General features: G+C 69.7%; 23 protein-coding genes. 11 read left to right on the top strand and 12 right to left on the bottom strand.

Annotation, left to right across the window (positions count from 1 at the left end; translation table 11 throughout):
- Positions 1 to 92: 92 nt before the first annotated feature.
- From LGR54_RS09045 to LGR54_RS09030, 4 genes are all read right to left on the bottom strand, one after another.
- The gene (locus LGR54_RS09045) at positions 93 to 851 is read right to left on the bottom strand and encodes an SDR family oxidoreductase (protein WP_230361646.1); all 759 of its coding nucleotides are present in this window, start codon (positions 849 to 851) and stop codon (positions 93 to 95) included.
- Positions 852 to 861: 10 nt separating this feature from the next.
- Entirely contained in the window at positions 862 to 1,863 is a 1,002-nt protein-coding gene (locus tag LGR54_RS09040) for a Gfo/Idh/MocA family protein (protein ID WP_230361645.1), read from the bottom strand.
- A 33-nt stretch (positions 1,864 to 1,896) separates the two neighbouring features.
- Complete coding sequence (locus tag LGR54_RS09035; protein ID WP_230361644.1) at positions 1,897 to 2,829, bottom strand: 3-keto-5-aminohexanoate cleavage protein; 933 nt, start codon at positions 2,827 to 2,829, stop codon at positions 1,897 to 1,899.
- Between the two features lie 76 nt (positions 2,830 to 2,905).
- Positions 2,906 to 3,859, bottom strand: a complete 954-nt coding sequence (locus tag LGR54_RS09030) for a cyclase family protein (RefSeq protein ID WP_230361643.1) — start codon at positions 3,857 to 3,859, stop codon at positions 2,906 to 2,908.
- Positions 3,860 to 4,204: 345 nt separating this feature from the next.
- Here LGR54_RS09030 and LGR54_RS09025 point away from each other — a divergent pair, with 345 nt between their 5' ends.
- The 4 genes from LGR54_RS09025 to LGR54_RS09010 are packed head-to-tail and all read left to right on the top strand — an operon-like array spanning position 4,205 to position 7,168.
- Positions 4,205 to 5,068 carry an alpha/beta fold hydrolase gene (locus LGR54_RS09025; RefSeq protein ID WP_230361642.1) on the top strand — a complete coding sequence of 288 codons (864 nt, stop codon included), beginning with the start codon at positions 4,205 to 4,207 and terminating at the stop codon, positions 5,066 to 5,068.
- Between the two features lie 5 nt (positions 5,069 to 5,073).
- Positions 5,074 to 5,985, top strand: a complete 912-nt coding sequence (locus tag LGR54_RS26010; RefSeq protein WP_230361641.1) for an NAD(P)-dependent oxidoreductase — start codon at positions 5,074 to 5,076, stop codon at positions 5,983 to 5,985.
- Between the two features lies 1 nt (position 5,986).
- Positions 5,987 to 6,427 carry a heme-binding protein gene (locus tag LGR54_RS09015; protein WP_230361640.1) on the top strand — a complete coding sequence of 147 codons (441 nt, stop codon included), beginning with the start codon at positions 5,987 to 5,989 and terminating at the stop codon, positions 6,425 to 6,427.
- A gap of 3 nt (positions 6,428 to 6,430) precedes the next feature.
- Positions 6,431 to 7,168, top strand: coding sequence for an SDR family NAD(P)-dependent oxidoreductase (locus LGR54_RS09010; RefSeq protein WP_230361639.1), 738 nt, complete (start codon positions 6,431 to 6,433; stop codon positions 7,166 to 7,168).
- Between the two features lie 4 nt (positions 7,169 to 7,172).
- Here LGR54_RS09010 and LGR54_RS09005 read toward each other — a convergent pair whose 3' ends face one another.
- Positions 7,173 to 7,361, bottom strand: a complete 189-nt coding sequence (locus LGR54_RS09005) for a hypothetical protein (RefSeq protein ID WP_230361638.1) — start codon at positions 7,359 to 7,361, stop codon at positions 7,173 to 7,175.
- Positions 7,362 to 7,513: 152 nt separating this feature from the next.
- Here LGR54_RS09005 and LGR54_RS09000 point away from each other — a divergent pair, with 152 nt between their 5' ends.
- The 4 genes from LGR54_RS09000 (at position 7,514) to LGR54_RS08985 (ending at position 13,224) form a co-directional block, all read left to right on the top strand.
- A complete protein-coding gene (locus LGR54_RS09000; RefSeq protein ID WP_230361637.1) occupies positions 7,514 to 8,683 on the top strand; it encodes a PP2C family protein-serine/threonine phosphatase in 1,170 nt (389 codons plus the stop codon).
- Between the two features lie 57 nt (positions 8,684 to 8,740).
- Positions 8,741 to 11,119 carry a response regulator gene (locus LGR54_RS08995; RefSeq protein ID WP_230361636.1) on the top strand — a complete coding sequence of 793 codons (2,379 nt, stop codon included), beginning with the start codon at positions 8,741 to 8,743 and terminating at the stop codon, positions 11,117 to 11,119.
- A gap of 5 nt (positions 11,120 to 11,124) precedes the next feature.
- Entirely contained in the window at positions 11,125 to 11,496 is a 372-nt protein-coding gene (locus tag LGR54_RS08990; RefSeq protein ID WP_230361635.1) for a response regulator, read from the top strand.
- A gap of 147 nt (positions 11,497 to 11,643) precedes the next feature.
- Positions 11,644 to 13,224 carry a Na+/Picotransporter gene (locus LGR54_RS08985; protein WP_230361634.1) on the top strand — a complete coding sequence of 527 codons (1,581 nt, stop codon included), beginning with the start codon at positions 11,644 to 11,646 and terminating at the stop codon, positions 13,222 to 13,224.
- A gap of 35 nt (positions 13,225 to 13,259) precedes the next feature.
- Here the strand turns inward: LGR54_RS08985 and LGR54_RS08980 are convergent, their stop codons facing one another.
- The 4 genes from LGR54_RS08980 to LGR54_RS08965 form a co-directional block, all read right to left on the bottom strand.
- Positions 13,260 to 13,682, bottom strand: a complete 423-nt coding sequence (locus tag LGR54_RS08980; protein ID WP_230361633.1) for an ATP-binding protein — start codon at positions 13,680 to 13,682, stop codon at positions 13,260 to 13,262.
- Between the two features lie 31 nt (positions 13,683 to 13,713).
- Positions 13,714 to 14,046, bottom strand: a complete 333-nt coding sequence (locus LGR54_RS08975; protein WP_230361632.1) for an STAS domain-containing protein — start codon at positions 14,044 to 14,046, stop codon at positions 13,714 to 13,716.
- A gap of 119 nt (positions 14,047 to 14,165) precedes the next feature.
- Positions 14,166 to 15,881: a solute carrier family 23 protein gene (locus LGR54_RS08970; protein ID WP_230361631.1), complete on the bottom strand. Its 1,716-nt coding sequence runs from the start codon at positions 15,879 to 15,881 to the stop codon at positions 14,166 to 14,168.
- A gap of 170 nt (positions 15,882 to 16,051) precedes the next feature.
- Positions 16,052 to 17,602, bottom strand: a complete 1,551-nt coding sequence (locus LGR54_RS08965; protein WP_230361630.1) for an MFS transporter — start codon at positions 17,600 to 17,602, stop codon at positions 16,052 to 16,054.
- Positions 17,603 to 17,854: 252 nt separating this feature from the next.
- Between LGR54_RS08965 and LGR54_RS08960 the strand changes: the two genes are divergently transcribed.
- Both LGR54_RS08960 and LGR54_RS08955 read left to right on the top strand, forming a co-directional pair.
- On the top strand, positions 17,855 to 18,112 hold the full coding sequence (locus LGR54_RS08960) for a DUF2188 domain-containing protein (RefSeq protein ID WP_230361629.1): 258 nt from the start codon (positions 17,855 to 17,857) through the stop codon (positions 18,110 to 18,112).
- 110 nt (positions 18,113 to 18,222) lie between these two features.
- Positions 18,223 to 20,001: a chloride channel protein gene (locus tag LGR54_RS08955; RefSeq protein ID WP_230361628.1), complete on the top strand. Its 1,779-nt coding sequence runs from the start codon at positions 18,223 to 18,225 to the stop codon at positions 19,999 to 20,001.
- An 11-nt stretch (positions 20,002 to 20,012) separates the two neighbouring features.
- Here LGR54_RS08955 and LGR54_RS08950 read toward each other — a convergent pair whose 3' ends face one another.
- The 3 genes from LGR54_RS08950 to LGR54_RS08940 form a co-directional block, all read right to left on the bottom strand.
- Positions 20,013 to 21,068, bottom strand: a complete 1,056-nt coding sequence (locus tag LGR54_RS08950; RefSeq protein ID WP_230361627.1) for a dipeptidase — start codon at positions 21,066 to 21,068, stop codon at positions 20,013 to 20,015.
- 29 nt (positions 21,069 to 21,097) lie between these two features.
- Positions 21,098 to 21,793, bottom strand: coding sequence for a cysteine hydrolase family protein (locus tag LGR54_RS08945; protein ID WP_230361626.1), 696 nt, complete (start codon positions 21,791 to 21,793; stop codon positions 21,098 to 21,100).
- Between the two features lie 659 nt (positions 21,794 to 22,452).
- Positions 22,453 to 23,082 (bottom strand): TetR/AcrR family transcriptional regulator, encoded by a 630-nt coding sequence (locus LGR54_RS08940; RefSeq protein WP_230361625.1) that lies wholly within the window; start codon positions 23,080 to 23,082, stop codon positions 22,453 to 22,455.
- A 159-nt stretch (positions 23,083 to 23,241) separates the two neighbouring features.
- Here LGR54_RS08940 and LGR54_RS08935 point away from each other — a divergent pair, with 159 nt between their 5' ends.
- Positions 23,242 to 24,324, top strand: coding sequence for a putative urea ABC transporter substrate-binding protein (locus LGR54_RS08935; protein ID WP_230361624.1), 1,083 nt, complete (start codon positions 23,242 to 23,244; stop codon positions 24,322 to 24,324).
- Positions 24,325 to 24,364 lie beyond the last annotated feature (40 nt).

Raw genomic sequence — 24,364 nt, 5'->3', positions numbered from 1 at the left:
CGGCGCCGCGGCATCCGCGCCCGTGCGCGTCGTGGCCTCCGCCGCGTCGACGGAGGCCGCCGCATCATCGAGCCATCACCAGGGAAAACGCCTCAGCGCCCGCCGGCCACCGGCACGATCGCACCCGTGACATAGGCGCTGGCGGGGGAGGCGAGCCACATCACGATGTCGGCAACTTCCTCGGCGGTGCCGGGGCGCTGCATCGGGATGGCGGGGGCGAGCCGCGCCAGCCGGTCGGGCGCGCCGGCCCTGGCGTGCAGCTCGGTGGCGATCAGGCCGGGGGCGACGGCATTCACGCGGATGCCCTCCGTCGCCACCTCGCGGGCGAGGCCGATGGTGAGGCTGTCCACCGCCCCCTTGCTGGCGGCGTAGTGTACCCATTCGCCGGCACCGCCGAGCTCGGCGGCGCGCGAGGACATGTTGACGATGACGCCACCACGCCCGCCATGACGGGTCGACATGCGCGTCACCGCCTCGCGGCAGCACAGGAAGCTGCCGGTCACATTGACCGCCATCACCTCGGCGAGGGTGGCGGCGGTGATCGCCTCGACACGGCCGAGCGGGCCGACGCCGCCGGCATTGTTGACCAGCACGTCCGGCGGCCCGAAGCGGGTATCGACCGCCGCGAACAGCGCGACGACGTCTTCTTCGCGCGCCACGTCGGCCCGGACGGCCAGCGCCTCGCCCCCGGCGGCGGCGATGGCGTCGGCGACCGCCCCGGCTCCGGCCGCATCGCCCTTGTAGCTCAGGGCGACGCGGAAGCCGGCGCGGCCGGCGGCACGGGCGATGGCGGCGCCAATGCCCCGGGAACCGCCGGTGACGATGAGGGTGCGGGGCGCGGCGTCGGACATGCTGATCTCCTCAGGCGACGGGGACGAAGCGGTCCCGGCCGACGGCGGCGACGATGGCTTCCAGCACCGCGACGCCGTGGATCATGTCGGCCGGCGGGATCGGATAGGGCGCCTGCCCGCGCACCGCCCGCGCGAAGGCCTCCAGCTCGGCGTGCAGCGTGTCGAAGCCGGCGAGGGTCTCGTGCGTGGCGGCCGGCGCCGGCTGGCCCGGCGCGGTCGGGGCGGGCTCGAGGCTGAAGCCGCCGAGCGTCGGCGTGGTGATGCTGGCCACCCCCTTCGCGCCATAGGCGGAGAAGCGGAACACCGGTGCCGTCGCGGTGAAGGCGAGCAGGGTGCCGGTCTGCCCGCTTGCGAAGCGCAGCATCACCGAGGTGGTGTCCTCGGCGCCGGACGGCGCGACACGGTTGACGCTCTGGCAGGCGACGGCCTCGATCGCGCCGAACAGGTCGATCATCGAATCGACGAGATGGATGCCGAGCCCGGTCATGCCGCCGGCCGGCGACTGCTCGGGATCGGTGCGCCACACGCCCTTCGGCAGGAACAGGCCGGTGGGCGAGCTCAGCTCGGCGTGGCAATGCAGGATGGTGCCGAGCTCGCCGCCGCGCACCAGCGCGCGCAGGCGCTGCATGTGGGGATGGAAGCGCCGGTTGTGGCCGAGCGCCAGCGTGATGCCGGCGGCCTCGCTCGCCGCGACCGCCGCCTCGGCGCTCGCCTTGCTCATGGTGAAGGGCTTTTCGACGAAGACATGCTTGCCGGCGCGCGCGGCGGCCTCGATCTGCGCGGCGTGCTGGAGATGCGGCGTCGCCAGCACCACCGCCTCCACGGCGGGATCGGCCAGCACCTCCTCATAGCTGTCCTTGAGGGTGATGCCGGCGCCGGCGGCGAAGGCTTCCGCCTTGGCGCGGCTGCCGGTGGCGCCGGTGGTGAAGCGCAGCAGGTCGCTCTTCTCCTGCACGGAGGCGACGAGGGTCTGGCCCCAGCGGCCAAGCCCGATGATGGCGACGTTCAGCATGTTCGCGGATCCATTCGATCAGAAGACGGCGTGTCAGAAGGCGACCTGGTCGGCGCCCTTCAGCTCCAGCATGGCACGCGCCTCATCGGGTGTGGCAAGCTCCAGGCCCATGCCTTCGAGGATCTGCCGCGCCTTGCGAACCTGCGCGCCGCTGGACGTGGCGAGTTCGCCCGGCCCGAGCCACAGCGAATCCTCCAGCCCGACGCGGACATTCGCCCCCATCGAGGCGGCCATGGCGGCGACGCGCAGCTGCGAGGCGCCGGCGCCGAGCACCGACCAGCGATACTTGTCGCCGAACAGCCGGTCGGCAGTGCGCTTCATGTGGATGATGTCCTCGGGATGCGTGCCGATGCCGCCGAGAATGCCGAACACCGACTGCACGAACAGAGGCGGCTTGACGAGGCCACGGTCGAGGAAATGCTTGAGATTGTAGAGATGCGCGATGTCATAGCACTCGAACTCGAAGCGGGTGCCGTTGCCGTAGCAGGTCGCGAGTATGTACTCGATGTCCTTGAAGGAGTTGCGGAAAACGAGGTCGCGGGTGGCTTCCAGATGCTGGCGCTCCCACTCGAACTTGAAGTCCTTGTAGCGGTCGAGCAGGTGGTAGAGGCCGAAATTGATCGAGCCCATATTGAGCGAGGCGACTTCCGGCTTGAATTGCGCCGCCGGCAGCACGCGCTCCTCGACCTTCATATAGGGGCTGCCGCCGGTGGTGATGTTGATGGCGGCGTTGGTCTGCTGCTTGAGCTGCGGCAGGAAGCGGCCGAACGCCTCGGGCGTCTGGTCCGGCTTGCCGGTCTCCGGGTTGCGGGCGTGCAGATGCAGGATCGCCGCGCCGGCCTCGGCGGCGCCGAGCGCGTCGGCGATGATCTCGTCCGGCGTCACCGGCAGATGCGGCGACATGGAGGGGGTGTGGATCGCGCCGGTGCAGGCGCAGGTGACGATGACCTTGCGGGCGGCAGCCATGGTCGGCTCCGATGATGAGAGCGGCGAGGGACGGCGCATTCCCGCGCCGCCCGGCGATGTCGTCCGGTGACGGGCGCTACTTGATCGCCTGCGGGTTGATCGGCGAGCCGGTGCCGCCGGTGATGATCAGCGGCGGGCCGCAGAAGAAGAACTCGTACACGCCGTCCTTCGCGCAGTCCTCGGCGAGCTCCTTCAGGTAGAAGATCTCGCCCATGCACAGGCCCATGGCGGGGATCACCACCCAGTGCCAGGGCTGGTTGGCCTCGGTGGTCTCGTTCGGCCGCACCTCGACGCCCCAGGTGTCGGAGCAGATCGCCGCGACCTCCTTCTCGTGGCACCAGTAGCAGTTCTCGAACTTCACGCCCGGCGCGTCGCCGCCGGCATAGCCACCCCATTCGCCCTCGGCGAGGCAGCGTTCCATCTGGCCGGTGCGGACGATGACGAAATCGGCGCGGCGGATCTCCACGCCCTGCTTCTTGGCGCAGGCGTCGAGCTCGTCATTGGAGATGCTCTCGCCGTCCTTGAGCCAGTCGACGTCGCGAAAGCGGGCGATGTCGAGCAGCACGCCGCGCCCGTTCATCTTCGACTTGGAATGCTCGATGCCGAGCACGTTGAGCCCGCGCGCGTTGATGTGGCGCGGATCGTGGCCGTTATAGGCCTTGTCCTCGTAGAAGATGTGGCCGAGCGCGTCCCAGTGGGTGGCGCCCTGCACGCAGAGGTTCAGCGTGTCGTCGGCATAGCGGATCTTGTTCCAGTCCTGCTGGCCGGTGATGGCGTCGGTGCCGGTGGCGAGCATCTGGTGGATCGGGTTGAAGCGCCCGCCGAACAGGCCGTTCTGCGGTCCCTCGCGGTCGAGCGGGATGCCGAGCGAGAACACCCGACCGGTCTTGATGAGTCCGGCGGCCTCGACGATGTCCTGCGGCGTGACATGGTTGAGCGTGCCGCTGTGGTCGTCCTTGCCCCAGCGTCCCCAGTTGGAGAGCTTGCGCGAGGCTTCTTCGATGGCGGCGAGTCCGACGTCGATATCCATGGGTTTCCTCACTTTTTTCGATTTTTGCGCAGCCGGGCGGTTGGCGTCCGCCGGGTCGGGGTGCGGCTGTCCGCGTAGCGATGACAGGGCTTGCAACCGCATCCGATTTGTTTATCGTCTGATAAATATCAGATCGGCGCGCCGGGTTTGTCAATCGTCCGGAGCGGCAAGAAAGTGGGGGAGGCGCATATCCCGCCGGGCGAACGCCAACGTCGGGCGGCGATCAGCAATCGTGATCGCGCGGATCAGAACATATGGTTTCGCCGCCCGCGCGGGGCGCCTTTAGCGTCGCGACGGGCCGGAGGCGGCAAACGCCCCGCAAAGACAATGGAGAGGAGACACCCCATGAACCAAGTCGAGGGGACGGGCAGCACCAACACTGCCATCACGAACGCCGGCATCACGGACCGCGTCGTCTCGGGCGAGGCGCAACTCGCCGTGCGCGTGGACGGCGCCGTGCACCTGCCCTGGATCGTGCTGTCGAACTCGCTGGCCGCCGATCTCACCATGTGGGACGACCAGATCCCCTTCCTCACCCGCAGCTACCGCGTGCTGCGCTACGACACGCGCGGGCATGGGCGCAGCAGCGCGCCGGCCGGGCCCTACAGCTTCGACATGCTGGTGGCGGATTTCATCGCGGTGATGGACCATTTCGACGTGCGGCAGGCCGATGTGCTCGGCCTCTCCATGGGTGGCATGACAGCGCTCGGCGTTGGTCTCGCCCACCCCGAGCGGGTGAACCGGCTGATCTGCGCCGATGCGCGGGCCGATGCCCCGCCTCCCTTCGTCGCCGGCTGGGACCAGCGCATCGCGGCGGTCGAGGCGGGCGGCATGGGCGCGATCCTCGCCGGCACCATGGAGCGCTGGTTCACCGCGCCGACGCGACAGGACCGGCCGGAAGTGGTGGACCGCGCCGCCCGCATGGTGCTGGCGACCTCGCCGGTCGGCTATATCGGCTGCGCCGAGGCGCTGAAGCGGCTCGACTATCTGCGCCATCTGCCGCGCCTGACGTCCGAGACGCTCTACATCGGCGGCGCCGAGGACGGCGCGGCGCCGGCGGAGGCGATGCGCGCCATGGCCGCGGCGACACCCGGCGCGACCCATGTGAGCCTGCCCGGCGTGGCGCATATCGCCAATATGGAGGACGTCGCCGGCTTCAATGCGCGGGTGGCGGAGTTTCTCGACATTTCCAGGCAAGCGGCGGAGTGACGCGCGTGACGAGTGAGACCAAGGGGACCGTCGGCATCATCGGTCTCGGCATCATGGGTTCGGCCTATGCGAAGAACCTGCTGGACGCCGGGTTCGGCGTCGTCGGCACCGATGTCGCCGACGAGGCCATGGCGACGCTGGCAGGGCAGGGCGGCACGCCGGTCGGCTCGGCGCGCGAGGTGGCCGAGGCGGCCGACATCCTGCTGCTGGCGCTGCCCTCGGTGAAGGCGCTGGAGGCGGTGACGAAGGAGATCGCCGAGGCGCTGCGCCCCGGTGCGGTGGTGTGCGAGATGGGCACGCTGCCCATCGACGCCAAGGAGGCCTGCCGCGCCGCGCTGGAGGCAGAGGGTGCCGATGTGCTCGACTGCCCGGTCAGCGGCACCGGCGCGCAGGCGGCGAAGCGCGACCTCTCCATCTATGCCAGCGGCGAGGAGGCGGCGTTCCGCAAGGTGGAGGCGGCCTTCGCCGGCTTTGCCCGCGACGTCCGCTATTGCGGTGCGTTCGGCACCGGCATGAAGCTGAAATACATCGCCAATCTCCTGGTGACGATCCACAACCTCTCGACCGCCGAGGCGCTGCTGCTCGCCGAGCGCGCCGGGCTCGACCTCAACCTCGTCTATGACGCGATCCGGCCGGGTGCGGGCGGCTCGCGCATGTTCGACGTACGGGCGCCGATGATGATCGAGGAGCGCTACGAGCCGGCCACGATGAAGATGGATATCTACATCAAGGACCTGCAGCTCATCATGGACTTCGCCCGCGAGATGCGCAGCCCGACACCGCTGATGGCGGCGAGCCTGCCCTTCTATTTCGCCGCGCTGGCGGAAGGGCGCGGTAAGGAGGACACCGCCTCGCTGTTCGCGGTGCTCAAGGGCATGACCGGCGCACGCGGCAAAGACGGCAGCAAGGGGGACTGAGATGGGCGAGCTCACCCTCGACCGGGCCGACATCATCGGCCGCGTGGCGCTGGAGGACGCCCGCACGCGCAGCGCCCAGCCGCTCACCGTGGTGGTGCTCGACGCCGGCGGCCATGTGAAGCTGGTGCGCCGCGAGGACGGCAGCGGCATCGCCCGCTTCGAGATCGCCTATGGCAAGGCGTGGGGTGCGCTCGGCATGGGCATCTCCTCGCGCGGGCTGGCGGCGCGGGCGGCGAAGATGGGCGGCTTCTTCACCGCGCTCGCCGCCGCCACCGATGGCCGGGTGGTGCCGGTGCCCGGCGGCGTGCTGGTGCGCGAGCGACCCGGCGGACCGATCATCGGCGCGGTCGGTATCAGCGGCGACACGTCCGACATCGACGAGCTCTGTGCCATCGCCGGCATCGAGGCGGCCGGCCTCGTGCCGGACATCGAGGAGCGCTGAGCGATGGCGAGGCTGGACGCCGCGAGGCTGGACGGAAAGACGGCACTGGTCACCGGCGCCGGTCGCGGCATCGGCCGGGCGACGGCGCTGGCCCTGGCGCAGGCGGGCGCGAAGGTGATCGCGGTCGCCCGCACGCAGGCGGATCTCGACACGCTGGCGGCGGAAGGCGAGGGGCGCATCGAGCCGCTCGCCGCCGATGTGCGCGACGAGGCGTTCCTCGCCTGCCTCCAGGCGATGACCGATCTCGACATCCTCGTGAACAATGCCGGCGGCAACCGCCCGAAAATGATGGTCGATGTCGACGACGAGACGCTCGACTGGATGATCGACCTCAACATCCGCTCGGTCTACCGCGTCGCGCGGGCGGCGGCGCGGGCGATGGGAGCCGGCGGCGTCATCGTCAACATGTCCTCGCAGATGGGCCATGTGGGTTCGCCCAAGCGCACCGTCTACTGCATGACCAAGCATGCGGTGGAGGGGCTCACCAAGGCGATGGCGGTGGAGTTGGCGCCGCGCGGCATCCGCGTCGTCGCGGTGGCCCCGACCTTCGTGGTGACGCCGATGACGCAGGGCATGTTCGAGGACCCCGAGTTCAAGCGCTTCGTCTACGACATGGTGCCGCTGAACGATCTGCCGGTGCCGGAGGACATCGCCGAGGCGATCCTCTTTCTCGTCTCGCCCGGCGCCCGCTTCGTCACCGGCGACAGCCTGCGGGTCGATGGCGGCTGGACGGCACGCTGACCGTCTATTCCCGCATGATCGGCGCGACGCCGGGCCCGACGGCGATCTCGTCGCTGACGAAGCCGAGCACGGCGAGCACCAGCAGCACGATCACCAGCACGCCGATGAGGCCACGCAGCCCATAGGCCCGGTGGCCGGCATAGCCACCGCCCAGCAGTACCAGGATCAGGATCAGCACGATGATCGTCAGCATGGAAACCCTCCGCTCTCCGTCTGTGAATGCCGGAGGGGGCGAGGGGGTTCCGGCGCATTCAGGCCGTTGCGAAGCCGGCCGATTGCGCGGATAGTCCCGCCCGGCGTCGTTCGGCGCCTTCCTATCAAGCGCAGTACGGTGGTGTCGCGGGCATGGTGGACCAGAATGCGGCCATTCTGGTGGTCGACGACGTGGCTGAGAATCGCGACCTGCTGGCCCGTCGCCTGCGCCGGCTCGGCCTGAGCCGCATCGACGAGGCCGCCAATGGCCACGAGGCGCTGGCGGCCATCGCCAAGACGCCCTACGATCTCGTGCTGCTCGACATCATGATGCCGGAGCTCGACGGCTTCGGCGTGCTGGAGGCGCTACGCGCCGACGGCCGGCTGAACGATCTGCCGGTGATCGTGGTCTCCGCGCTCAACGAGCTCGACCCGGTGGTGCGCTGCATCGAGCTCGGTGCCGACGACTTCATCTTCAAGCCCTTCAACCCGACGCTGCTGCGGGCCCGCGTGCTCGCCACGCTGGAGAAGAAGGTGCTGCGCGATCGCACCCGCGACGAACTCAAGCGCAAGCAGGCCGAGCTGAACGAGGCGCGTACGCTCCAGCTGGCCCTGGTGCCGCCGCCCTTCGCCGGGGAGGCGGTGGGGCGGCAGATCGCCGTCGCGGCACTGCTGGAGCCGGCAAAGGAAGTCGGCGGCGATCTCGTCGATTATTTCTTCATCGGCGACGACCAGATCGTGCTGGCGCTCGGCGACGTCTCCGACAAGGGGGCCGGCGCGGCGCTGATGATGGCGCGCACCCATGCTCTGTTCCGCGCGCTCGCCGCGCGGCCGGACGCGCCGGAGCTGTTCGCCGATCCGGCGAGGGCGGTCGGGCTGGTCAACGAGGCGCTGGCGCGCGGCAATGCCAGCTGCATGTTCGTCACCTTCGCGCTGGTCAGCGTCGATCTCGCCACCGGCGTGCTCGCTTATGTGCGGGCCGGCCATGTGCCGCCCTATCTCGCGCGGACCGACGGCTCGGTCGCACGGCTCGGCGGCGGCGGCGGGCCGGCGCTGGGTATCGTCGAGGGCTTCGCCTACCGGGCGGACCGCGCCGAGCTGACGCCGGGCGACCGCCTGCTCATCGTCACCGACGGGTTCACCGAGGCGCAGGACCCGGCCGGGACGCTCTATGGCGAGGCACCGATCGGCGAGCTGCTGGCCGCGGGCTCGGGCGGGCAGGCCTGCTTGCGGTCGATGGTCGAGGCGGTGCGTGCCTTCGAGGCCGGCGAGCCGCAATCGGACGACATGGCGGCCATCCTTTTGACCTTCGATGTGATCTAGGCCGGAATCGCCCTCGGCTCCAGCGGTCGGTGGCGCAAATGCATGGGGAATGGGCAGATGGGCGAGGCGGATCAGCAGGACGGCGACAGCTGTCCCTTCGACGCCGGCGGGCTGGGGCGCGAGGCCACGCTGCTGCGGGCGACGCTGGAGAACATGTCGCAAGGCGTCGCCATGTACGACGCCAATTACCGGCTGGTGACCTGGAACCAGCTGTTCCGCGAATATCTCGACATGCCCGACGAGTTCTTCGACAACGCCCACACCTTCCAGGATTACATCCGCTATCTCGGCGCGCGCGGCGAATTCGGCGACGACGTCGACATCGAGACGGTGCTGGCCAAGCGCGTGGCCCAGCTCGACCATTCGCACCGCTTCGAGCGTACCCGCCCCGACGGCACCATCCTCGAGGTGCGCCGCGACCCGGTGCCGGGCGGCGGCTTCATCGCCATCTACACCGACATCACCGATCGCAAGCTCGCCGAGATGAAGCTGCGAGAGGACGAGGAGCAACTGCGCGCCATCGACGCCGCCGCGCCGGTCGGCCTCATCATCGTCGACCGCGCCAGCCACACGCTGCTGCATGTGAACGGCGGGGTGGAGCGGCTGCTCGGCCGCGCCGCCGCGACCTTCACCGGCCGGCGGGTCGAGGAGGTGCTGACCGACCCCGACAAGGGGCGCGCATTGTGGGACATACTGAGCGGCCCGGACTCAGAGCGGCGCGAATTCATTCTGCCGCGGCCGGACGGCACGCCGGTCTGGACCATGGTCGCGCATGGCGACCTCGATTTCCGCGGCGCGCCGGCCATCATCGCCACCTTCGTCGATATCACCAGCCGGGTGCAGATCGAGCAGGAACTGCGCGAGGCCAAGGAGGCGGCGGAATCGGCGAGCCAGGTGAAGTCCGCCTTCCTCGCCAATATGAGCCACGAGCTGCGCACGCCGCTCAACGCCATCATCGGCTATAGCGAGATCCTCAGCGAGGACGCCGCCGACGCCGGCGACACCGCCATGGTGGCCGACCTCGACAAGATCCAGGCGGCCGGCAAGCATCTGCTCGGCCTCATCAACGACATTCTCGATTTGTCGAAGATCGAGGCCGGCCGCATGGACGTCTATCTGGAGCAGGTGTTCCTGAACCGCACGGTGGACGAGGTGCGCACCATCGTCGGCCCGCTGATGGAGAAGAACGGCAACCGCTTCGTCATCGACTGCCCGCTCGATCTCGGCTCGCTGCGCACCGACGTCACCAAGCTCAAGCAGAGCCTGATCAATTTGCTTTCCAACGCCGCCAAGTTCACCAAGGGCGGGCAGGTGAGCCTCACCGTTTCGCGCCGCGAGGAGGCAGGCGGCATCGGCGTGGTGCGCTTCGAGGTGCGCGACAGCGGCATCGGCATGACCGAGGAGCAGATCGGCCGGCTGTTCCAGGCCTTCACCCAAGCGGATTCTTCCACTACCCGCAATTTCGGCGGCACCGGGCTGGGGCTGACCATCACCAAGCATTTCGTCGCCATGCTCGGCGGCACGATGGCCGTCAGCAGCGTTCCGGGGGAGGGCTCGGCCTTCGTCATCGAACTGCCGGCCGAAACCGACGCATCGCCCGAGCCGGTGCTGCCGATGATCGAGGGCCTCGTGCCGGCCGATGCCGGCGCCATCACCGTGCTGGTGGTCGACGACGACCCGGTGGTGCACGAGGTGCTGGCGGCCACGCTCGGCAAGGAAGGCTATGTGGTGCGCCATGCCCGCGACGGCTCCGACGCGCTCGACATCATGCGGCACGACCCGCCGGACATCGTCACGCTCGACGTCATGATGCCGAAGATTGACGGCTGGTCGGTGCTCGGCATCATGAAGTCCGAGCCGGAGCTGGCGCATATTCCGGTGATCATGCTCACCATCGTCGACGACCGGAACCTCGGCTATGCGCTGGGCGCCTCCGAATACATGACCAAGCCGGTCGACCGGCAGCGCCTGCTGAGCCTGATCCACAAATTCACCCCCGGCGACGGCGCCGGGCAGGTGCTGGTGATCGACGACGACCCGGATGTGCGGGCGATGGTGCGAGCTGCTATCGAGGATGGCGGGCTTCATGCCGTCGAGGCGGGCAATGGGCGGGAGGCGCTGATCTGGCTCGGCGCCCATCCGACGCCGTCGCTGGTGCTGCTCGACCTGATGATGCCGGTGATGGACGGTTTCGGCTTCCTCAGCGAGGTCCGCGCCAACCCCGCCTATGCGGACATGCCGATCGTGGTGCTGACGGCGAAGGAACTCACCGAGAGCGAGCGCAGCTATCTGGCGCAGAACACGCTGCTGATCCTTAACAAGAGCGCTCAGCCGATCGGCACTCTGGGCGCGGCGCTGGCGGCGATCGCCGGACGCAGCAAGGCCGGGCCCGGCAAGGTGGCCGCCGGCAAGGCCGCGTCGGAAGCGGGAGGCTGACGGGCATGGCGACGATTCTCCTCGTCGAGGACAATGAGTTGAACCGCGACATGCTCTCGCGACGGCTCACCCGCAACGGCTTCGAGGTGCTGCTGGCGGTGGACGGGCAGCAGGGGGTGGACCTCGCCACATCGCGCCGGCCCGATCTCATCCTGATGGATATGAGCCTGCCGGTGCTCGACGGCTGGGAGGCGACGCGGCGGGTGAAGGCCGATCCCCAGACGGCCGCGATTCCCGTCATCGCCCTGACCGCCCACGCGATGGAGCAGGACCGGCAGGCGGCGCTGGCGGCCGGCTGCGACGATTTCGACACCAAGCCGGTCGAACTGCCGCGGCTGATGGAGAAGATCCGGGCGCTGCTGGCGCCGGCCGGATGACCCGCTGTCGCGAAACGGACCATCTGTCATCAAACTGTCACTACGTGCCGCTGGAACAGGACGGCAAGCGTGGGCGTTTCGTTAGCCCTGCCGTCCGTCATCGGGGAAACTGAATGCCTTTCTTATATCCGCGGGGTCGCTGAGCGTATGGCGACCCTGGCGCTGCTGCTCAGTGGCCTTGGCCTGTTCTTCATCGGCGTGCGTTCCTTGTCCGCCAATCTGGTGCCGCTGGTCGGCCGGCGTGGCCGTGCCGCGTTTTCCCGCGCCCTGCGCGGGCCGCTGAGCGTGGCGCTCAGCGGCACCGTTGCCGGCATCGTCACCCAGAGCTCGACGGCGGTGTCGTGGATCATCGTGTCCTTCGTGCGCGGCGGCGTGCTGCCGGCCGGTCCGGCGCTGGGCGCGCCGAACTGGGCGAATGTCGGCACCGCGTTGCTGCCGCTGATCGTCGCCATCGACACCTCGACGGCGGCGGGGGTGGTGATCGGCCTCGGCGGCTTCATCACCTATTTCAAGCTCGCCCGTGGCGACCGCATGCGCCATGTGGTGGAGGCGGCGCTGGGGGCGGGGCTACTGCTGTTCGGCATGCATCTGGTCTCAATCGCGGTCGGCCCGATCCGCGACGAGCTGATGCACAACCCGTGGTGGGACGTCGCGCTCGAGCATCCGCTGCTGCTGGCGCTGATCGGCTTCGGCTTCTCCGTAGCGGCGCAGTCCTCCTCGGTCGCGGCGGCGGTTGCTGTCGCCGCGGTCGGCGGCGGGCTGCTCGACCTCGGCTCGGCGTTGCCGCTGGTCGCCGGCGCCAATGCCGCCGGCATGCTCAACAATGCGCTGATGGTGCCGGGCGAGACCATGGCCGGGCGGGCGATCTTCGCCATCCAGGTGGTGCAGAAGGGGGCCGGCTCGCTGCTGCTGGCGGCGCTGAGCGTCGCCGTCGCCGTCTTTCCCGGCGTCTTCGATGGCGTGTTGCCGGCCGATGGCGACACGCGGGCGCAGATCGCGGTGATCTTCCTCTTGGCGCAGATCGGCGGCGCCTTCATCGCCGCGCTCGCGCAGGGCGCGACCTGCCGGCTTCTGGAGCGCATGCTGCCGGCCAGCGCGGCCGAAACACTGGCGCAGCCGGCCTTCCTGCTGCGGGAATCGCTGTCCGATCCCGCCGCCGCGCTCGACCTGACCGTCCGCGAACTGGCACGCCTCGCCGACCGGCTGCCGATGATGCTCGACAAGGTGCGCGAGGAGGCGGACACGACAACGCCAGCACCGGCGACGTTGCGCGTGGCGGGCGTCGCTCTTGCCGGCAGCGTCAAGGCCTATCTCGCCGCCCTTCTGGACGGCCAGATGAGCCGGCGTCAGGTCTCGGTGGCCCTACTGCTCGACGATGCGGCGATGAATGTCAGCGCCCTGCACGAGGCGCTGGGCGAGTTCGCCGAGGTGGCCGGGCCGGCGCAGGCGCTGCCGACCGCGCGGCGGCTCATCGAGGCGCTGCACGCGCTGCTCGGCGCGGTGGCCGAGCACGGCGAAAGCCTCGGCGCCGACGACCCTGAAATGGTGCTCAGCCTGCTCGGGCACCGGGACCAGGTGATGGAGGCGCTGCGCCATCGGCTGTCCGAGCAGCACGCGCTCACGCCGATGCAGCAGGACGCGCTGTTCCGCATGACCATCCTGTTCGAGCGCATCGTCTGGCTGGCGCGCCAGCTGGTGAACAGCCTGACCCAGGCGTACCGGGCCTGACGGTGGGGCTCTCGCTGGCTGCTGTGGGCGGTGTTCTAGATGTCGAGGGTGAAGGCGAGCGTCACCACGTTGCGGTCGCCGTCGCGGCGGTAGGCGAAGCTCGCCGCCAGCGTGCGGATGAGATGCACGCCGAGGCCGCCGATGCGCCGATCCTCGATCGGGCTGGTCAGATCCGGAGCCGGCGCGGTGAACGGGTCGAAGGCGTCGCCATCGTCGGCGAGCTCGATCTCCACCTGCGTTCCGCGATGGCGGAGCGAGACCGTGATCTCGCCGGCCCGGTGGTCGGGATAGCCGTAATCGACGGCGTTGTTGATCAGCTCGTCGACCGCCATGGTGAGGCGGTGTGCTACCTTCTCCGGCAGCGCAGACGTCTCGCAGAAGAAGTCGAGCGCCCGAACCAGAGGCTCGAGTTCCGCAAGGTCATTCTCAAGGCGGAGATCGAGCTGCGCGATGATCATGTACTCTCCGCGGCCGCCTCGGAACGAATGCTCAGCCCAGCGTCGCCAGTGCGGCGTCGCGGTTCGGATGAATCGGGATCAGGGTCGAGAAGCCGCTGACGTCGAACACCTCGTGCACCGGCGGGATCAGCCCGCAAATGGCGAGCGTGACGCCGGAACCCTTGGCCAGCTTGGCGGCCTTCAGCACCACGCGCAGCCCCGCCGAGGAGATATAGGTGAGCTCGGCGAAATCGAGCAGCAGCACGCTGCTGCCATCCGGGATCACCGCCATGAACTCGTCGAGCTTCGGCGAGGTCGAGCTGTCGAGCCGCCCCCGTACCGCGGTGATCACGACGTCCTTTTCGACAAAGCGGTCGATCTGCATGGAAGACACGGCTCCGGCTAGGGGTTCGGGCACGGCGGGACAAAACCGCATCCGGCCGCACCAGAACTATCCGAGATCGGCGGTCGCCGGCAAGCGGCGCGCGTGGGAGGTACTCCGCCTCAATGCTCGAAGCGCAGGGTGAGCGTCTGGCGGTCGCCGACCTTGCCGATCACCAGCTTGTCGGCGCGCTTGCTCAGCATGTAGCCGACGAAGCGCGCCACCGCCGCGCTGTCGCCGAGTAGGTCCTCGGGCGAGGGGCGCAGGGTGGGGATCTCGATCGCCTCGCCCTGATACGCGAGCACGACGTCGAAATTCATCTCGTCGAACTTGGCGCGCATCTCCAGCGTGCCGGGGGCGACGCCGGTGTCGAGCAGCATCTCCACCGCCTCGGCGACCACCGGAATGGCGGCGGCGACCACGTCGCGCCGCGCGCCCCACACGTCGCCTTGCCGCTCCAGGAACTCGGTGGCGAGGGTGAACGGGTTGTCCTCGGTGGTCACCGTCACCGCCGCCTCCTGGCGGATGCCGATGCGGAAGAACAGGTTGAGGGCGACGGCGACCGCCGTCGACACCGAGAGCGGCGATTCCAGGATCGGCTGCGCCCAGGTCGGCGCGGCATGGACCAGCTCGGGCAGGATCGCCACCGCGAGCCCGGCCATCACCGCGAGGCCGACGGTGAAGATGCGCCGGTCGCTCAGCCGCCGGGACAGGATGAGCTCCATGCCGGCAACGATCAGGAACGCCGCGCTGTAGACTAGGATGGCGCCGACGACCGGATCGGGAATCACCGTCAGCGCGCCGATCAGCTTCGGCGAGAAGGCCGCGAGCAGGATCAGCACTCCGGAGACCACGCCGATGCGCCAGGCGGTGGCGCCGGTGGCGAAGGCGACGCCGATGGCCGCGGAGGAGGAGGCGCTGGCGAAGCCGCCCGTGACGGCGGCGCCGGCATCGCTCAGCGTGTTGGCACGGATGGCGCGCGCCGCCTGTCCCATGTCGGCGCGGCGCCAGTCGGAATCGTCCATGCGCTGCATGGAGACCACCGTGCCGAGCATATCGACGGCGGAGATGATGCCGGTCAGTACGGCGGCGGGCACCATGGCCCAGGAAAAGGCGAGGCCGGGCCAGCCCAGCTGCGGCAGGTCGACGAAGGCGAGCGCGCCGAGGCCGGGCTCCGCCGGCGCCCGGGCGACCCCGACATAGGCGGCGAGCACCCAGCCGACGCCGGCGCCGATGGCCACCGCGAACAGCCGCAGCGCGCCGCGCGAGAAGATCGCCAGCACGATGATGATCAACAGCGCGGTGAAGCTTACCAGCGGGTAGCGCAGGTCGAGCAGCGTCGTCGCCTCATGGGCGCTGAGGCCGAACATGCGGCGCAGCGCCGGCGCGGCGAGCGCGACGCCGAGCATGGTCACCGCCACGCCGCAGATCTCCGGCGGGAACATCGCCCGCATCGCGTTCTGGAACCGGGTCAGCGAGAACTGCGAGACCGCCGCGATCAGGCTCATCGTGGCATAGAGCGCGGTGCCGCCGGCCGAGAGCGCCTGCACCGCCAGCGGCAGGTGCGCGGTGTTGGGAATCTGCACCAGCAGCATGCCGGCGCCGGATTTCGAGCGCGGCAGGCATTCGAGGATGGTCGCCACCCCCATGAAGATGATGCAGCTGGTGATCAGGATCTGCGTGTCGGTGAACGACAGGCCGGCCTCGGTGGCAGCGACCAGGGGATAGACGACGAAGAGCAAAGCGAGCGTCGCATGCTGCACGCCGAGGACCAGCAGCGTGCCGAGCGGCATCTTGTCGTCGGCGGCGTAGACGATGTTGGACGGTTTGCGCGGCATGGAGGGAGGTACCGGAAGGGCTGGAGCGGCGGCAGGGACGGACGTCTCGCCTCCCTCCGCCCGCCCCGGCCTCGGCCGGGCCACGCGCTGCGGTCATCGATCGGAGAATCCGTTGCGCGGACTATGAAACCTCGCCGGTTCCCCCGCAACTGCGATCCTTGTCGCGGCGATCAGCGCGTGCCGCCCAGCAGCCGTTGCGCGACGACGGCGGCGGCAAGGGTGATGAGCGCGCAGCTCAGCGCCGCCAGGCCGAGGCCGTGGGCGAAGGCGGCGTGTGCCGCGTCCATCAGCGCCTCGCCCGCCGGCCCGCCGAGTTGCCGCGCCGCCGTCACCGCGCCGTCGAGCGTCCGCCGGGCCAGCGCGAGCGTCTCGGGGCCTACCTCGGGCAAAGCAAGGCGCGCCATGTCCACCCGGTAGGTCGCCGCCACGACGCTGCCGAGCACGGCGATGCCGAGCGCGCCGCCGAACTCGAAGCTGATCTCGGAGATCGCCGAGGCGGCGCCGGCCCGCTCCGCCGGGGCGAAGCGCATCATCAGGTCGGTGGTCAGCGTGCCGACCGGCGACAGGCCGAGGCAGAACATCACGATCGAGGCGGTCATGATCGGCAGCGGCGCGCGGTCGATCTGGCTCAGCAGCGCGAAGCCGGCGGCGGAGAGGACAAGGCACACGACCAGCAGGCGGACCGGCCGCACCCGGCGCACGATATGCGGCGTCGCCAGCGAGCCGATGGCGAAGCACACCCCGGACGGCGCGGTCCACAGCCCGGCCTCGAACGGCCCCATGCCGAGCACCAGCTGGAGATATTGCGACAGCGCGAGGAAGATGCCCATGGCGCCGAACATCGCCATGATGTTGACGCCGAGCGCCGGGCCGATCATCGGGTGGCGCAGCAGCGCGAGGTCGATCATCGGGTCGGCGAGGCGCTTCTGGCGGGCGATGAAGAAGACGCCGACGACGAGGCCGAGCGCGACGGCTACCGCCGCCTGTCCGTCCGGTCCCGCCTCGGCGACATGCTTCATGCCGTAGATCAGCGCCAGCACCGCGACCACCGACTGTACGGCGCTGACGATGTCGAGCCGGCCGGCCTTCTCGTCGCGATATTCCGGCAGCAGCAGCGGTCCGATCAGAAGCAGGCCGAGCATCACCGGCACCGCGAGCAGGAACACCGCTCCCCACCAGAAATGCGCCAGCACCGCGCCGCCGACCAGCGGCCCGATGGCCGCTCCCGCCGAGAAGCAGGCGATCCACACGCCGATGGCGAGCGTGCGCTGGCGCTCGTCGAGAAACATGTTGCGGATGAGCGAGAGGGTGGACGGCGCCAGCGTCGCGCCGGCGATGCCGAGCAGGGCGCGGGCGGCGATCAGCTCCTCCGCGGTGCGCGCGAAGGCCGCGAGCACCGAGGTCGCGGCGAAGCAGGCCGCGCCGATGAGCAGCAGGCGCCGGCGGCCGATGCGGTCGCCGAGCGTGCCCATCAGCATCAGCGTTCCGGCGACCATGAAGCCGTAGATGTCGATGATCCACAGAAGCTGCGTGGCGCTCGGCGACAGATGCAAAGCGAGCTGCGGCACCGCGAGGTGCAGCACCGTCAGGTCCATCGCATAGACGAGGCAGGGGATGGCGATGACGGCGAGGCCGATCCACTCCTTGCGCGTCGCCCGGAGTCCGGGGGCAGTGCCGGGGGTGGTGCCGGGGCCGGTCGGCTCGTCGTGGTCGGCACGCATGGCCTGCACTCCGCACTCTGCACGGGGCCGCATGGGCCCGGGCGAGGCTCGATAGCCCATTCCGCCGGCCCTCGCCACCCGCTTTCCGCATCGGAAAGGGTTCGGCCGGCGCGTGGAGCGTGTCGCGGCCGTCACGGGAGCCATCATGGGAATGGGCAAGTCCCGCCGTCGCGGCGGTGCTAGACTGCGCGCAGCGCTTCGAGCGGAACCGGCGGCTGCGCCGGCGATTTCCCAAGGCTGGGAGGATGTCAGATGAGCCATATTCGCTACGAGATCGTCGAGCATGACGGCGGCTGGGCCTACAAGCTCGGCGACGTGTTTTCCGAAACCCACGCCACCCATGAGGGGGCGCTGAAGGCCGCCCGCGACGCGGCGGCGCGCCAGTCGCTGAGCGGCGAGACCCGGCCGATCCTCTATCAGGACGCCTCCGGCGCCTGGCACCAGGAGACCTCCGAGGGCACCGACCGGCCGGAGGCCGATATCGAGGATCGCAAAGCCGGCAAATCCTGACCCTTGGCCGCGGCGTCGCGCCTGCCTCCCACGTTCCGATTGGCGGTTGCCGGCATCGCCGGCACTGCCTAAACACGGGAGCGCAACGCCCGATCCGCGAAGGCTGGCCCGTGACGCTCGACCCTGTTCCGCAACCGCGCTCGCTCGCCGCCCGGCTGCGCTCCATGGTGCGGACCAGCGAGCTGGTGGTGGTCGCGCTGGCCGGCCTGATCGGCGTTCTGGCCGGGGTCGTGGTGGTCGTCCTCGGCCAGGCCACCCAGTGGCTGCATGTCGTGCTGTTCGGCATCGCGCCGGATGCCCATCTCTCCACGACCATCGGCCTTGCGCCGCTGCTGCTGGTGCTGGTGCCGACGCTCGGCGGGCTCGCCTTCGGCCTCGCCAGCCTGCTGGCGCGGCGGTTCTCTTCCGGTGCGCCGGTCGATCCCATCGAGGCCAACGCGCTGCATGGCGGGCGCATGTCGCTGACGGACAGCCTCGTTGTCGCCGTCCAGACCATGGCGTCGAGCGGCGTGGGCGCGTCGGTCGGTTTGGAAGCCGGCTACACGCAGGCCTCCAGCGGCATCGCTTCCCGCCTGGGGCAGGCGCTGCATCTGCGACGCGTCGATCTCCGGACGATGGTCGGCTGCGCGTCCGGGGCGGCGATCGGCGCCGCCTTCGACGCGCCGCTGATGGGCGCCTTCTATGGCTTCGAGCTGATCCTCGGCACCTACGCCATCCCCGCCTTCGCGCCGATGATGACGGCGAGCTTCACCGCCGCCCTGACGCGCCGGCTGCTGATGCCGGAGGCGGTGCCGACGTTGCCGGACCTTGCCGCGCCGGCGTTCGCCGATCTGCCGGCGGTGCTGCTGCTCGGCGCGCTCTGCGCCCTTGTCGGCATCGCGGTGATGCGCGGGGCGACACTGGTCGAGGCGGGGTTCCGCCGTTCGCCGGTGCCTGTCTATGCGCGGCCGGCGCTGGGCGGGCTGGCGGTCGGGCTGATGGCGCTCGCCACCCCCGCCGTGCTCTCCGCCGGCCATGGCGCGGTCTACCAGCACATCGCCAGCGATGAATTGCTGGCGCCGCTGGCGCTGCTGCTGCTCGCCAAGGTAGCGGCGTCCTCGGTCTCCATCGGCTCCGGCTTTCGCGGCGGCCTGTTCTTCGCCTCGCTGCTGATGGGGGTTCTGGCGGGACGGGTCTATGCCGGCGCGCTGGAGGCGGTGCTGCCCGACATCGCCGCCGATCACGCGCTCTATGCGCTGATTGGCATGGCGGCGCTGGCGGTCTCGGTGGTCGGCGGGCCGATGACCATGACGCTGCTGGCGCTGGAGATGACCGGCGACCTGCATCTGACGCTGGCGGTGCTGGCGGCGTCGGGCGTTTCCTCGCTGATGACGCGCCGGCTGTTCGGCTTCTCCTTCGCCACCTGGCGCTTCCATTTACGTGGGGAAAGCATTCGCGGCGCCCACGACATCGGCTGGCTGCGCGACCTCAAGGTCGGCGAGCTGATGCGGATCGAGGTGCCGCGGCTGGCTGCCGACACCACGCTCGAGGCGGCGCGCCGCACCTATCCGCCCGGCTCCACCGCCTATGTCGTCGCCACCGAAGCGGACGGAGCCTATGCCGGCATGGTGCCGCTGGCGGCACTCTATGCCGCGGCGGAGGAGGGCGTCGCGCCGCCGGCGTCGCTGCGCGCCCTGCTGCGCCTGCCGGATACGGCGCTGCTCCCCGGCATGACCATTCGCGAGGCGCTGGACGCCTTCGACCACGCCGAGGCGGACGTGCTCGCCGTGGTGGCGGATGCGCGCGGCCGGCAGCTGGTCGGCGTGCTCAGCGAGACGCACGCCATCCGCCGCTACAGCGAGGAGATGAGCCGGCGTCTCAGCGAGATCACCGGCGAACGCCCTGATTAAGCCCGCGAATCTCAGACGTCTTCGTGCCAGGCGCGGGCGAGCACCCGCAGCCAGTTCTCCCGGCACAGCTTGGCGAGTTCGTCGGAGGTGAACCCGTCGGCGGCCAGCGCTTCCACCAGCGCCTGCTGCCCGGCGGCGTCGCCGATGGCGGCGGGGATGGTGGCGCCGTCATAATCCGAGCCCAGCGCCACGCCGTCGATGCCGACCCGCTCCACCAGATGGCGGATATGCGCGACCATCGCCGAGAGCGGCGTGTCGGCGTTCTCCATGCCGTCCGGCCGCAGCATGGTGGTGGCGTAGTTGAGCCCGACCAGCCCCTCGCTCTCGCGGATGGCGTCGAGCTGGCGGTCGGTGAGGTTGCGCGCCACCGGGGTTAGCGCGTGAGCGTTGGAATGGCTGGCGATCAACGGCTGGTCGGTGGTCTTCGCCACGTCCCAGAAGCCCTTTTCGGTGATGTGGGCGAGATCTATGAGGATTCCCAAGCGGTTGCAGGCGCGGACCAGCTCGAAGCCGGCCTCGGTCAAGCCCGGCCCGGTGTCCGGGCTCATCGGGAAGGCGAAGGGCACGCCGTGGCCGAAGATGTTGTTGCGGCTCCACACCGGGCCGAGCGAGCGCAGGCCGGCGGCGTAGAAGGTCTCCAGAGCCGCGAGGTCCGGCCCGATCGCCTCGCAGCCCTCCATGTGCAGCACGGCGGCGAAGGTGCCGGCGGCCATGGTCGCGCGGATCTCGGCGGTGGAGCGGCACAGCTTCCACAGGCCGGCCTGGTCGAGCCGGAAGGCGATCGCCGCCATGTCCAGTGCGGTGTCCAGTGAGGACGATCGCTCCAGCGGTTCGGCCAGTGGGGTCGAATAATGGCCGTTCGCGTCGGGCTGCTTCAGGATCAGCTCGCCAGACGGGATGTAGATGGCGCACAGGCCACCGGCGAGCCCGCCTTTGCGGGCGCGGGGCGCGTCGATATGGCCCTTGCCGGTGCCCTCGCCGAATTCGCGCACCGGGTCGATGCCGGCCCGGGCGTGCTCCCACAGCCGCAGCAGCACGTCGTTATGCCCGTCGAAAACCGCTTCCATTCCTGTCCGTCCGTTTCGTCTTCAAATGGTCAGCCGCGCAGGGCGGCGATCACCGTCGCGCTGGCGGCCACGGTGCCGAAGATGCCGCCTTCGGTCGTGATGGTGTCGATTGCCGCCCGATGGTTGGCCTCGACGGTGGCGGCGCAGCCATCCTCCACCAGGAGCGGCTCGTAGCCGCGATCCACCGCCTCGCGGATCGTCGAATGCACGCACACATCCGTCGTCACGCCGCAGATGACGAGGTGCCGGACGCCGCGCGCCACCAGGATGCGGTCGAGGTCGGTGGCGTAGAAGGCGGAGAAGCCCGGCTTGTCGATCACCGGCTCGCCCGGCGCGGCAGCGAGCTCCGGCACGATGTCCCAGCCGGGCTCGCCACGGATCAGCAGGCGCCCCAGCGGGCCGGGGCTGCCGATTTCCGCCCCGGCGAGCCGCGAGCGGAAGCGTTTCTGCGGCGTCAGGTCGGAGAGGTCCGGCCGGTGGCCCTCGCGTGTGTAGATCACCAGCCCGCCGAACGCCCGCACCGCCTCGCGCAGCGCCACGATGCGGGGAATGAGCGCCTGCGCCGGGCCGACATCGTAGCCCATGGCGTCGACATAGCCGCCGGGGGCGCAGAAATCGCGCTGCATGTCGATGATGATCAGCGCCGTGGTCGCCGGCGCGAGATCGCGGCCATGCGGCCAGTCATAGGGGCGGGCGGCGACGTGGGACGTGGCGGGAGGGGACATGGCGGGGGAGGGCTTCGGTGGCGGGCAGGGCGGGGCCGTCCGACCATGCCGCAATCGGCCGCCGCTTCCAAGATGCCGTGGCATCGGAGCCGGGCCCCCGAGGGCCGGCTCGACCGGCCGGGACGTCATCCCGCGTCCGGTCCGCTACTGTCGAAGCCTCTCAATCCGTCTCTCTCCCTCGGGGCGAGGGCTGAGGTGGGAGGGGGCAACACCTGCCGATGCCGCTGCGGCATCGGAGCCGGGCCCCCGAGGGCCGGCTCGACCGGCCGGGACGTCGTCCAGAGTCCGGTCCGCTATTGTCGAAGCCTCTCAATCCGCGTCTCTCCTTCGGGGCGAGGCTGGGGTGGGAGGGGTTCGACGCCTGCCGATGGCGTCGCGTCTCACCGCGCCGCTGCGCACCGACGACATCTCCGTCGTAGCCGGATCGCCTCGCTTTCGGTAGGCGGAATGGCGAGGCCGACTCTGGGGCACTCTCTTGGCTGCCCGCGCCAAGGTGCCCGCTCTGAGGCGCGGCGTCGGCCGGGCCTCGAAGGTGGCGCGTCCGGGCGCGCTTTGCTGCGCATTCCTCACGTCTCGCTGTGCCTGTCCCTGGCTCGCCGGAGGCAAGACGGGCACGCGCCGCCGAGCAGGGCGACACCTGTCGGCGTTCGGCCGGCCCTTCAGGACGCCTGTGGGGCGGCGGCGGTTGCGCCGATCCAGCCCGGCACCACATCGGCGAGGTCGCGTATGTCCTGCGAGACGCGGTTGTCGCCGCGGCTGGTCGAGGCGAAGAAGATGCCGTCGAGCATCAGGCCGATACGGCGCGCGGTGCGGGAGATGTCGTGCGGCCGGAACAGCCCGGCCGCGATGCCGCGCTGCAGGGCGTCTTCCAGCAGTTCCTTCTCGCTGCGGTAGAAGCCGGCGATCAGCGCGTCCAGCACCTCGTCCTGCATGCCGGAACTCGCATAATCCGCCATCAGCTTCACCATGCGGACCAGCGTCGGGGCGATCTCGATATGGGTCTCCAGCCAGGCGAGGATCTCGGCCAGCGGATCGGGCTGATCGGTGCGGCGCGCCTCGTAGCCGAGCGTCAGCTGCTGGATGGCGTGCTCCAGCGCCCGGCGCACCAGATCGTCCTTGCTGTCGAAATAGTGGTAGAGCAGCCCGACATTCATGTCGCACACCTGCGCGATGTCGCGGACCGTGACGATCGAGTAATGCCGCTCGGCGAACAGGCGCAGCGCCTCGTCGAGGATCATCACCCGGCGCTCGGCCGGTGGCAGGCGCCGGCGTGCCGCTTTTGCGGTCATGAGGCTTCCTCCGTAGAAATCCCGATCGGAAAAGCACGGCATTTTCTGCCTTGCCTGCATGCTATGCGTGCTCATTTGTTAGGCTTGCATGCCGTATTAAGTCAACGCTTAATAGCGAGGTATCCCAGCGACGTCCCCCGCGACCCGGAGCCCCGCCCTATGAAGCGTTTCCTGAGAGCCGCCGCGCTTGCCGCCGGCCTCGCCGCCGTCGTCCTCGCCAGCGCCGACAGCCCGGCGCATGCCGCCCCCAAGAAGAGTTTCAAGGTCGCCTACACGGTCTATATCGGCTTCATGCCGCTGGCCTACATGAAGTCGTCCGGCATCATGAAGAAGTGGGCCGACAAGTACGGCATCGATGTCGAGCTGATCCAGGCCAACGACTATGTCGGCTCGGTCAACCAGTTCATCGCCGGCGAGATCGACGCGGTCGGCGTCGCCTCGATGGACGGCCTGACCATGCCCGCCGCCGGCGGCGTCGATACCTCGGTGTTCCTGATCACCGACTATTCGAACGGCAACGACATCGTGATGTCCAAGACCGCCAAGGACATCAAGGAACTGGCCGGCCAGGACGTCTACCTGCTGCAGTACAGCGTCTCGCATTACCTGCTGAATCGCGGCCTCCAGCAGGCCGGCGTCACAGACCCGACCGCCACCAAGACGGTGAACATCTCCGACAGCGAGATCTCCGCCGCCTATGTCTCGCAGCCGGACCTGAAGCACGCGGTGTCGTGGAAGCCGCTGACCGAGGACATGCTGAAGGTGCCGGGCTCGACGCTGCTGTTCGACAGCTCCAAGATCCCCGGCGAGATCATGGACGTGTTCGTCGGCAAGACCGAGGTGCTGAAGGACAATCCCGACTTCGCCAAGGCGGTGCTTGGCGCCTGGTATGAGGCGCTCGGCGTGCTCAAGGCCGGCGGCGCCAACGGCGACGAGATGCGCGCGGTGATGACCAGCGCCATGGGCACCGACGCCGGCGGCCTGCAGAGCCAGCTCGACACCACCCATTTCTTCTACACCCCGGCCGAGGCGCTCGCCTTCCTGACCTCCGCCGACAACGCCAAGATCTGGGACAGCATCCGCCAGTTCTGCTTCTCGCAGGGCCTGTTCGGCCAGGGCGCCACCAGCGTCGACTCGATCGGCATCGAGGTCGCCGACGGCACGGTGCTCGGCGACAAGGCCAACATCAAGATGCGGATCAACCCGACCTTCACCAAGCTCGCCGCCGACGGCAAGCTCTGAGCCGCGTGACACCGGGCCGGCCCGCCGGCCCGGTTTCCTC

Origin of the sequence: Ancylobacter sp. Lp-2, assembly GCF_020523795.1 — a bacterium.
Lineage (GTDB): Bacteria > Pseudomonadota > Alphaproteobacteria > Rhizobiales > Xanthobacteraceae > Ancylobacter.
Note: the sequence above shows the minus strand (reverse complement) of the source record. Positions and strands in the feature narration are given on the sequence as shown.

Excerpts from the sequence above, each read along its gene's own strand:
- LGR54_RS09045 (WP_230361646.1), bottom strand. The coding sequence starts at position 851 with ATGTCCGACGCCGCGCCCCGCACCCTCATCGTCACCGGCGGTTCCCGG.
- LGR54_RS09040 (WP_230361645.1), bottom strand. The coding sequence starts at position 1,863 with ATGCTGAACGTCGCCATCATCGGGCTTGGCCGCTGGGGCCAGACCCTC.
- LGR54_RS09035 (WP_230361644.1), bottom strand. The coding sequence starts at position 2,829 with ATGGCTGCCGCCCGCAAGGTCATCGTCACCTGCGCCTGCACCGGCGCG.
- LGR54_RS09030 (WP_230361643.1), bottom strand. The coding sequence starts at position 3,859 with ATGGATATCGACGTCGGACTCGCCGCCATCGAAGAAGCCTCGCGCAAG.
- LGR54_RS09025 (WP_230361642.1), top strand. The coding sequence starts at position 4,205 with ATGAACCAAGTCGAGGGGACGGGCAGCACCAACACTGCCATCACGAAC.
- LGR54_RS09015 (WP_230361640.1), top strand. The coding sequence starts at position 5,987 with ATGGGCGAGCTCACCCTCGACCGGGCCGACATCATCGGCCGCGTGGCG.
- LGR54_RS09010 (WP_230361639.1), top strand. The coding sequence starts at position 6,431 with ATGGCGAGGCTGGACGCCGCGAGGCTGGACGGAAAGACGGCACTGGTC.
- LGR54_RS09005 (WP_230361638.1), bottom strand. The coding sequence starts at position 7,361 with ATGCTGACGATCATCGTGCTGATCCTGATCCTGGTACTGCTGGGCGGT.
- LGR54_RS09000 (WP_230361637.1), top strand. The coding sequence starts at position 7,514 with ATGGTGGACCAGAATGCGGCCATTCTGGTGGTCGACGACGTGGCTGAG.
- LGR54_RS08995 (WP_230361636.1), top strand. The coding sequence starts at position 8,741 with ATGGGCGAGGCGGATCAGCAGGACGGCGACAGCTGTCCCTTCGACGCC.
- LGR54_RS08990 (WP_230361635.1), top strand. The coding sequence starts at position 11,125 with ATGGCGACGATTCTCCTCGTCGAGGACAATGAGTTGAACCGCGACATG.
- LGR54_RS08985 (WP_230361634.1), top strand. The coding sequence starts at position 11,644 with ATGGCGACCCTGGCGCTGCTGCTCAGTGGCCTTGGCCTGTTCTTCATC.
- LGR54_RS08980 (WP_230361633.1), bottom strand. The coding sequence starts at position 13,682 with ATGATCATCGCGCAGCTCGATCTCCGCCTTGAGAATGACCTTGCGGAA.
- LGR54_RS08975 (WP_230361632.1), bottom strand. The coding sequence starts at position 14,046 with ATGCAGATCGACCGCTTTGTCGAAAAGGACGTCGTGATCACCGCGGTA.
- LGR54_RS08970 (WP_230361631.1), bottom strand. The coding sequence starts at position 15,881 with ATGCCGCGCAAACCGTCCAACATCGTCTACGCCGCCGACGACAAGATG.
- LGR54_RS08965 (WP_230361630.1), bottom strand. The coding sequence starts at position 17,602 with ATGCGTGCCGACCACGACGAGCCGACCGGCCCCGGCACCACCCCCGGC.
- LGR54_RS08960 (WP_230361629.1), top strand. The coding sequence starts at position 17,855 with ATGAGCCATATTCGCTACGAGATCGTCGAGCATGACGGCGGCTGGGCC.
- LGR54_RS08950 (WP_230361627.1), bottom strand. The coding sequence starts at position 21,068 with ATGGAAGCGGTTTTCGACGGGCATAACGACGTGCTGCTGCGGCTGTGG.
- LGR54_RS08945 (WP_230361626.1), bottom strand. The coding sequence starts at position 21,793 with ATGTCCCCTCCCGCCACGTCCCACGTCGCCGCCCGCCCCTATGACTGG.
- LGR54_RS08940 (WP_230361625.1), bottom strand. The coding sequence starts at position 23,082 with ATGACCGCAAAAGCGGCACGCCGGCGCCTGCCACCGGCCGAGCGCCGG.
- LGR54_RS08935 (WP_230361624.1), top strand. The coding sequence starts at position 23,242 with ATGAAGCGTTTCCTGAGAGCCGCCGCGCTTGCCGCCGGCCTCGCCGCC.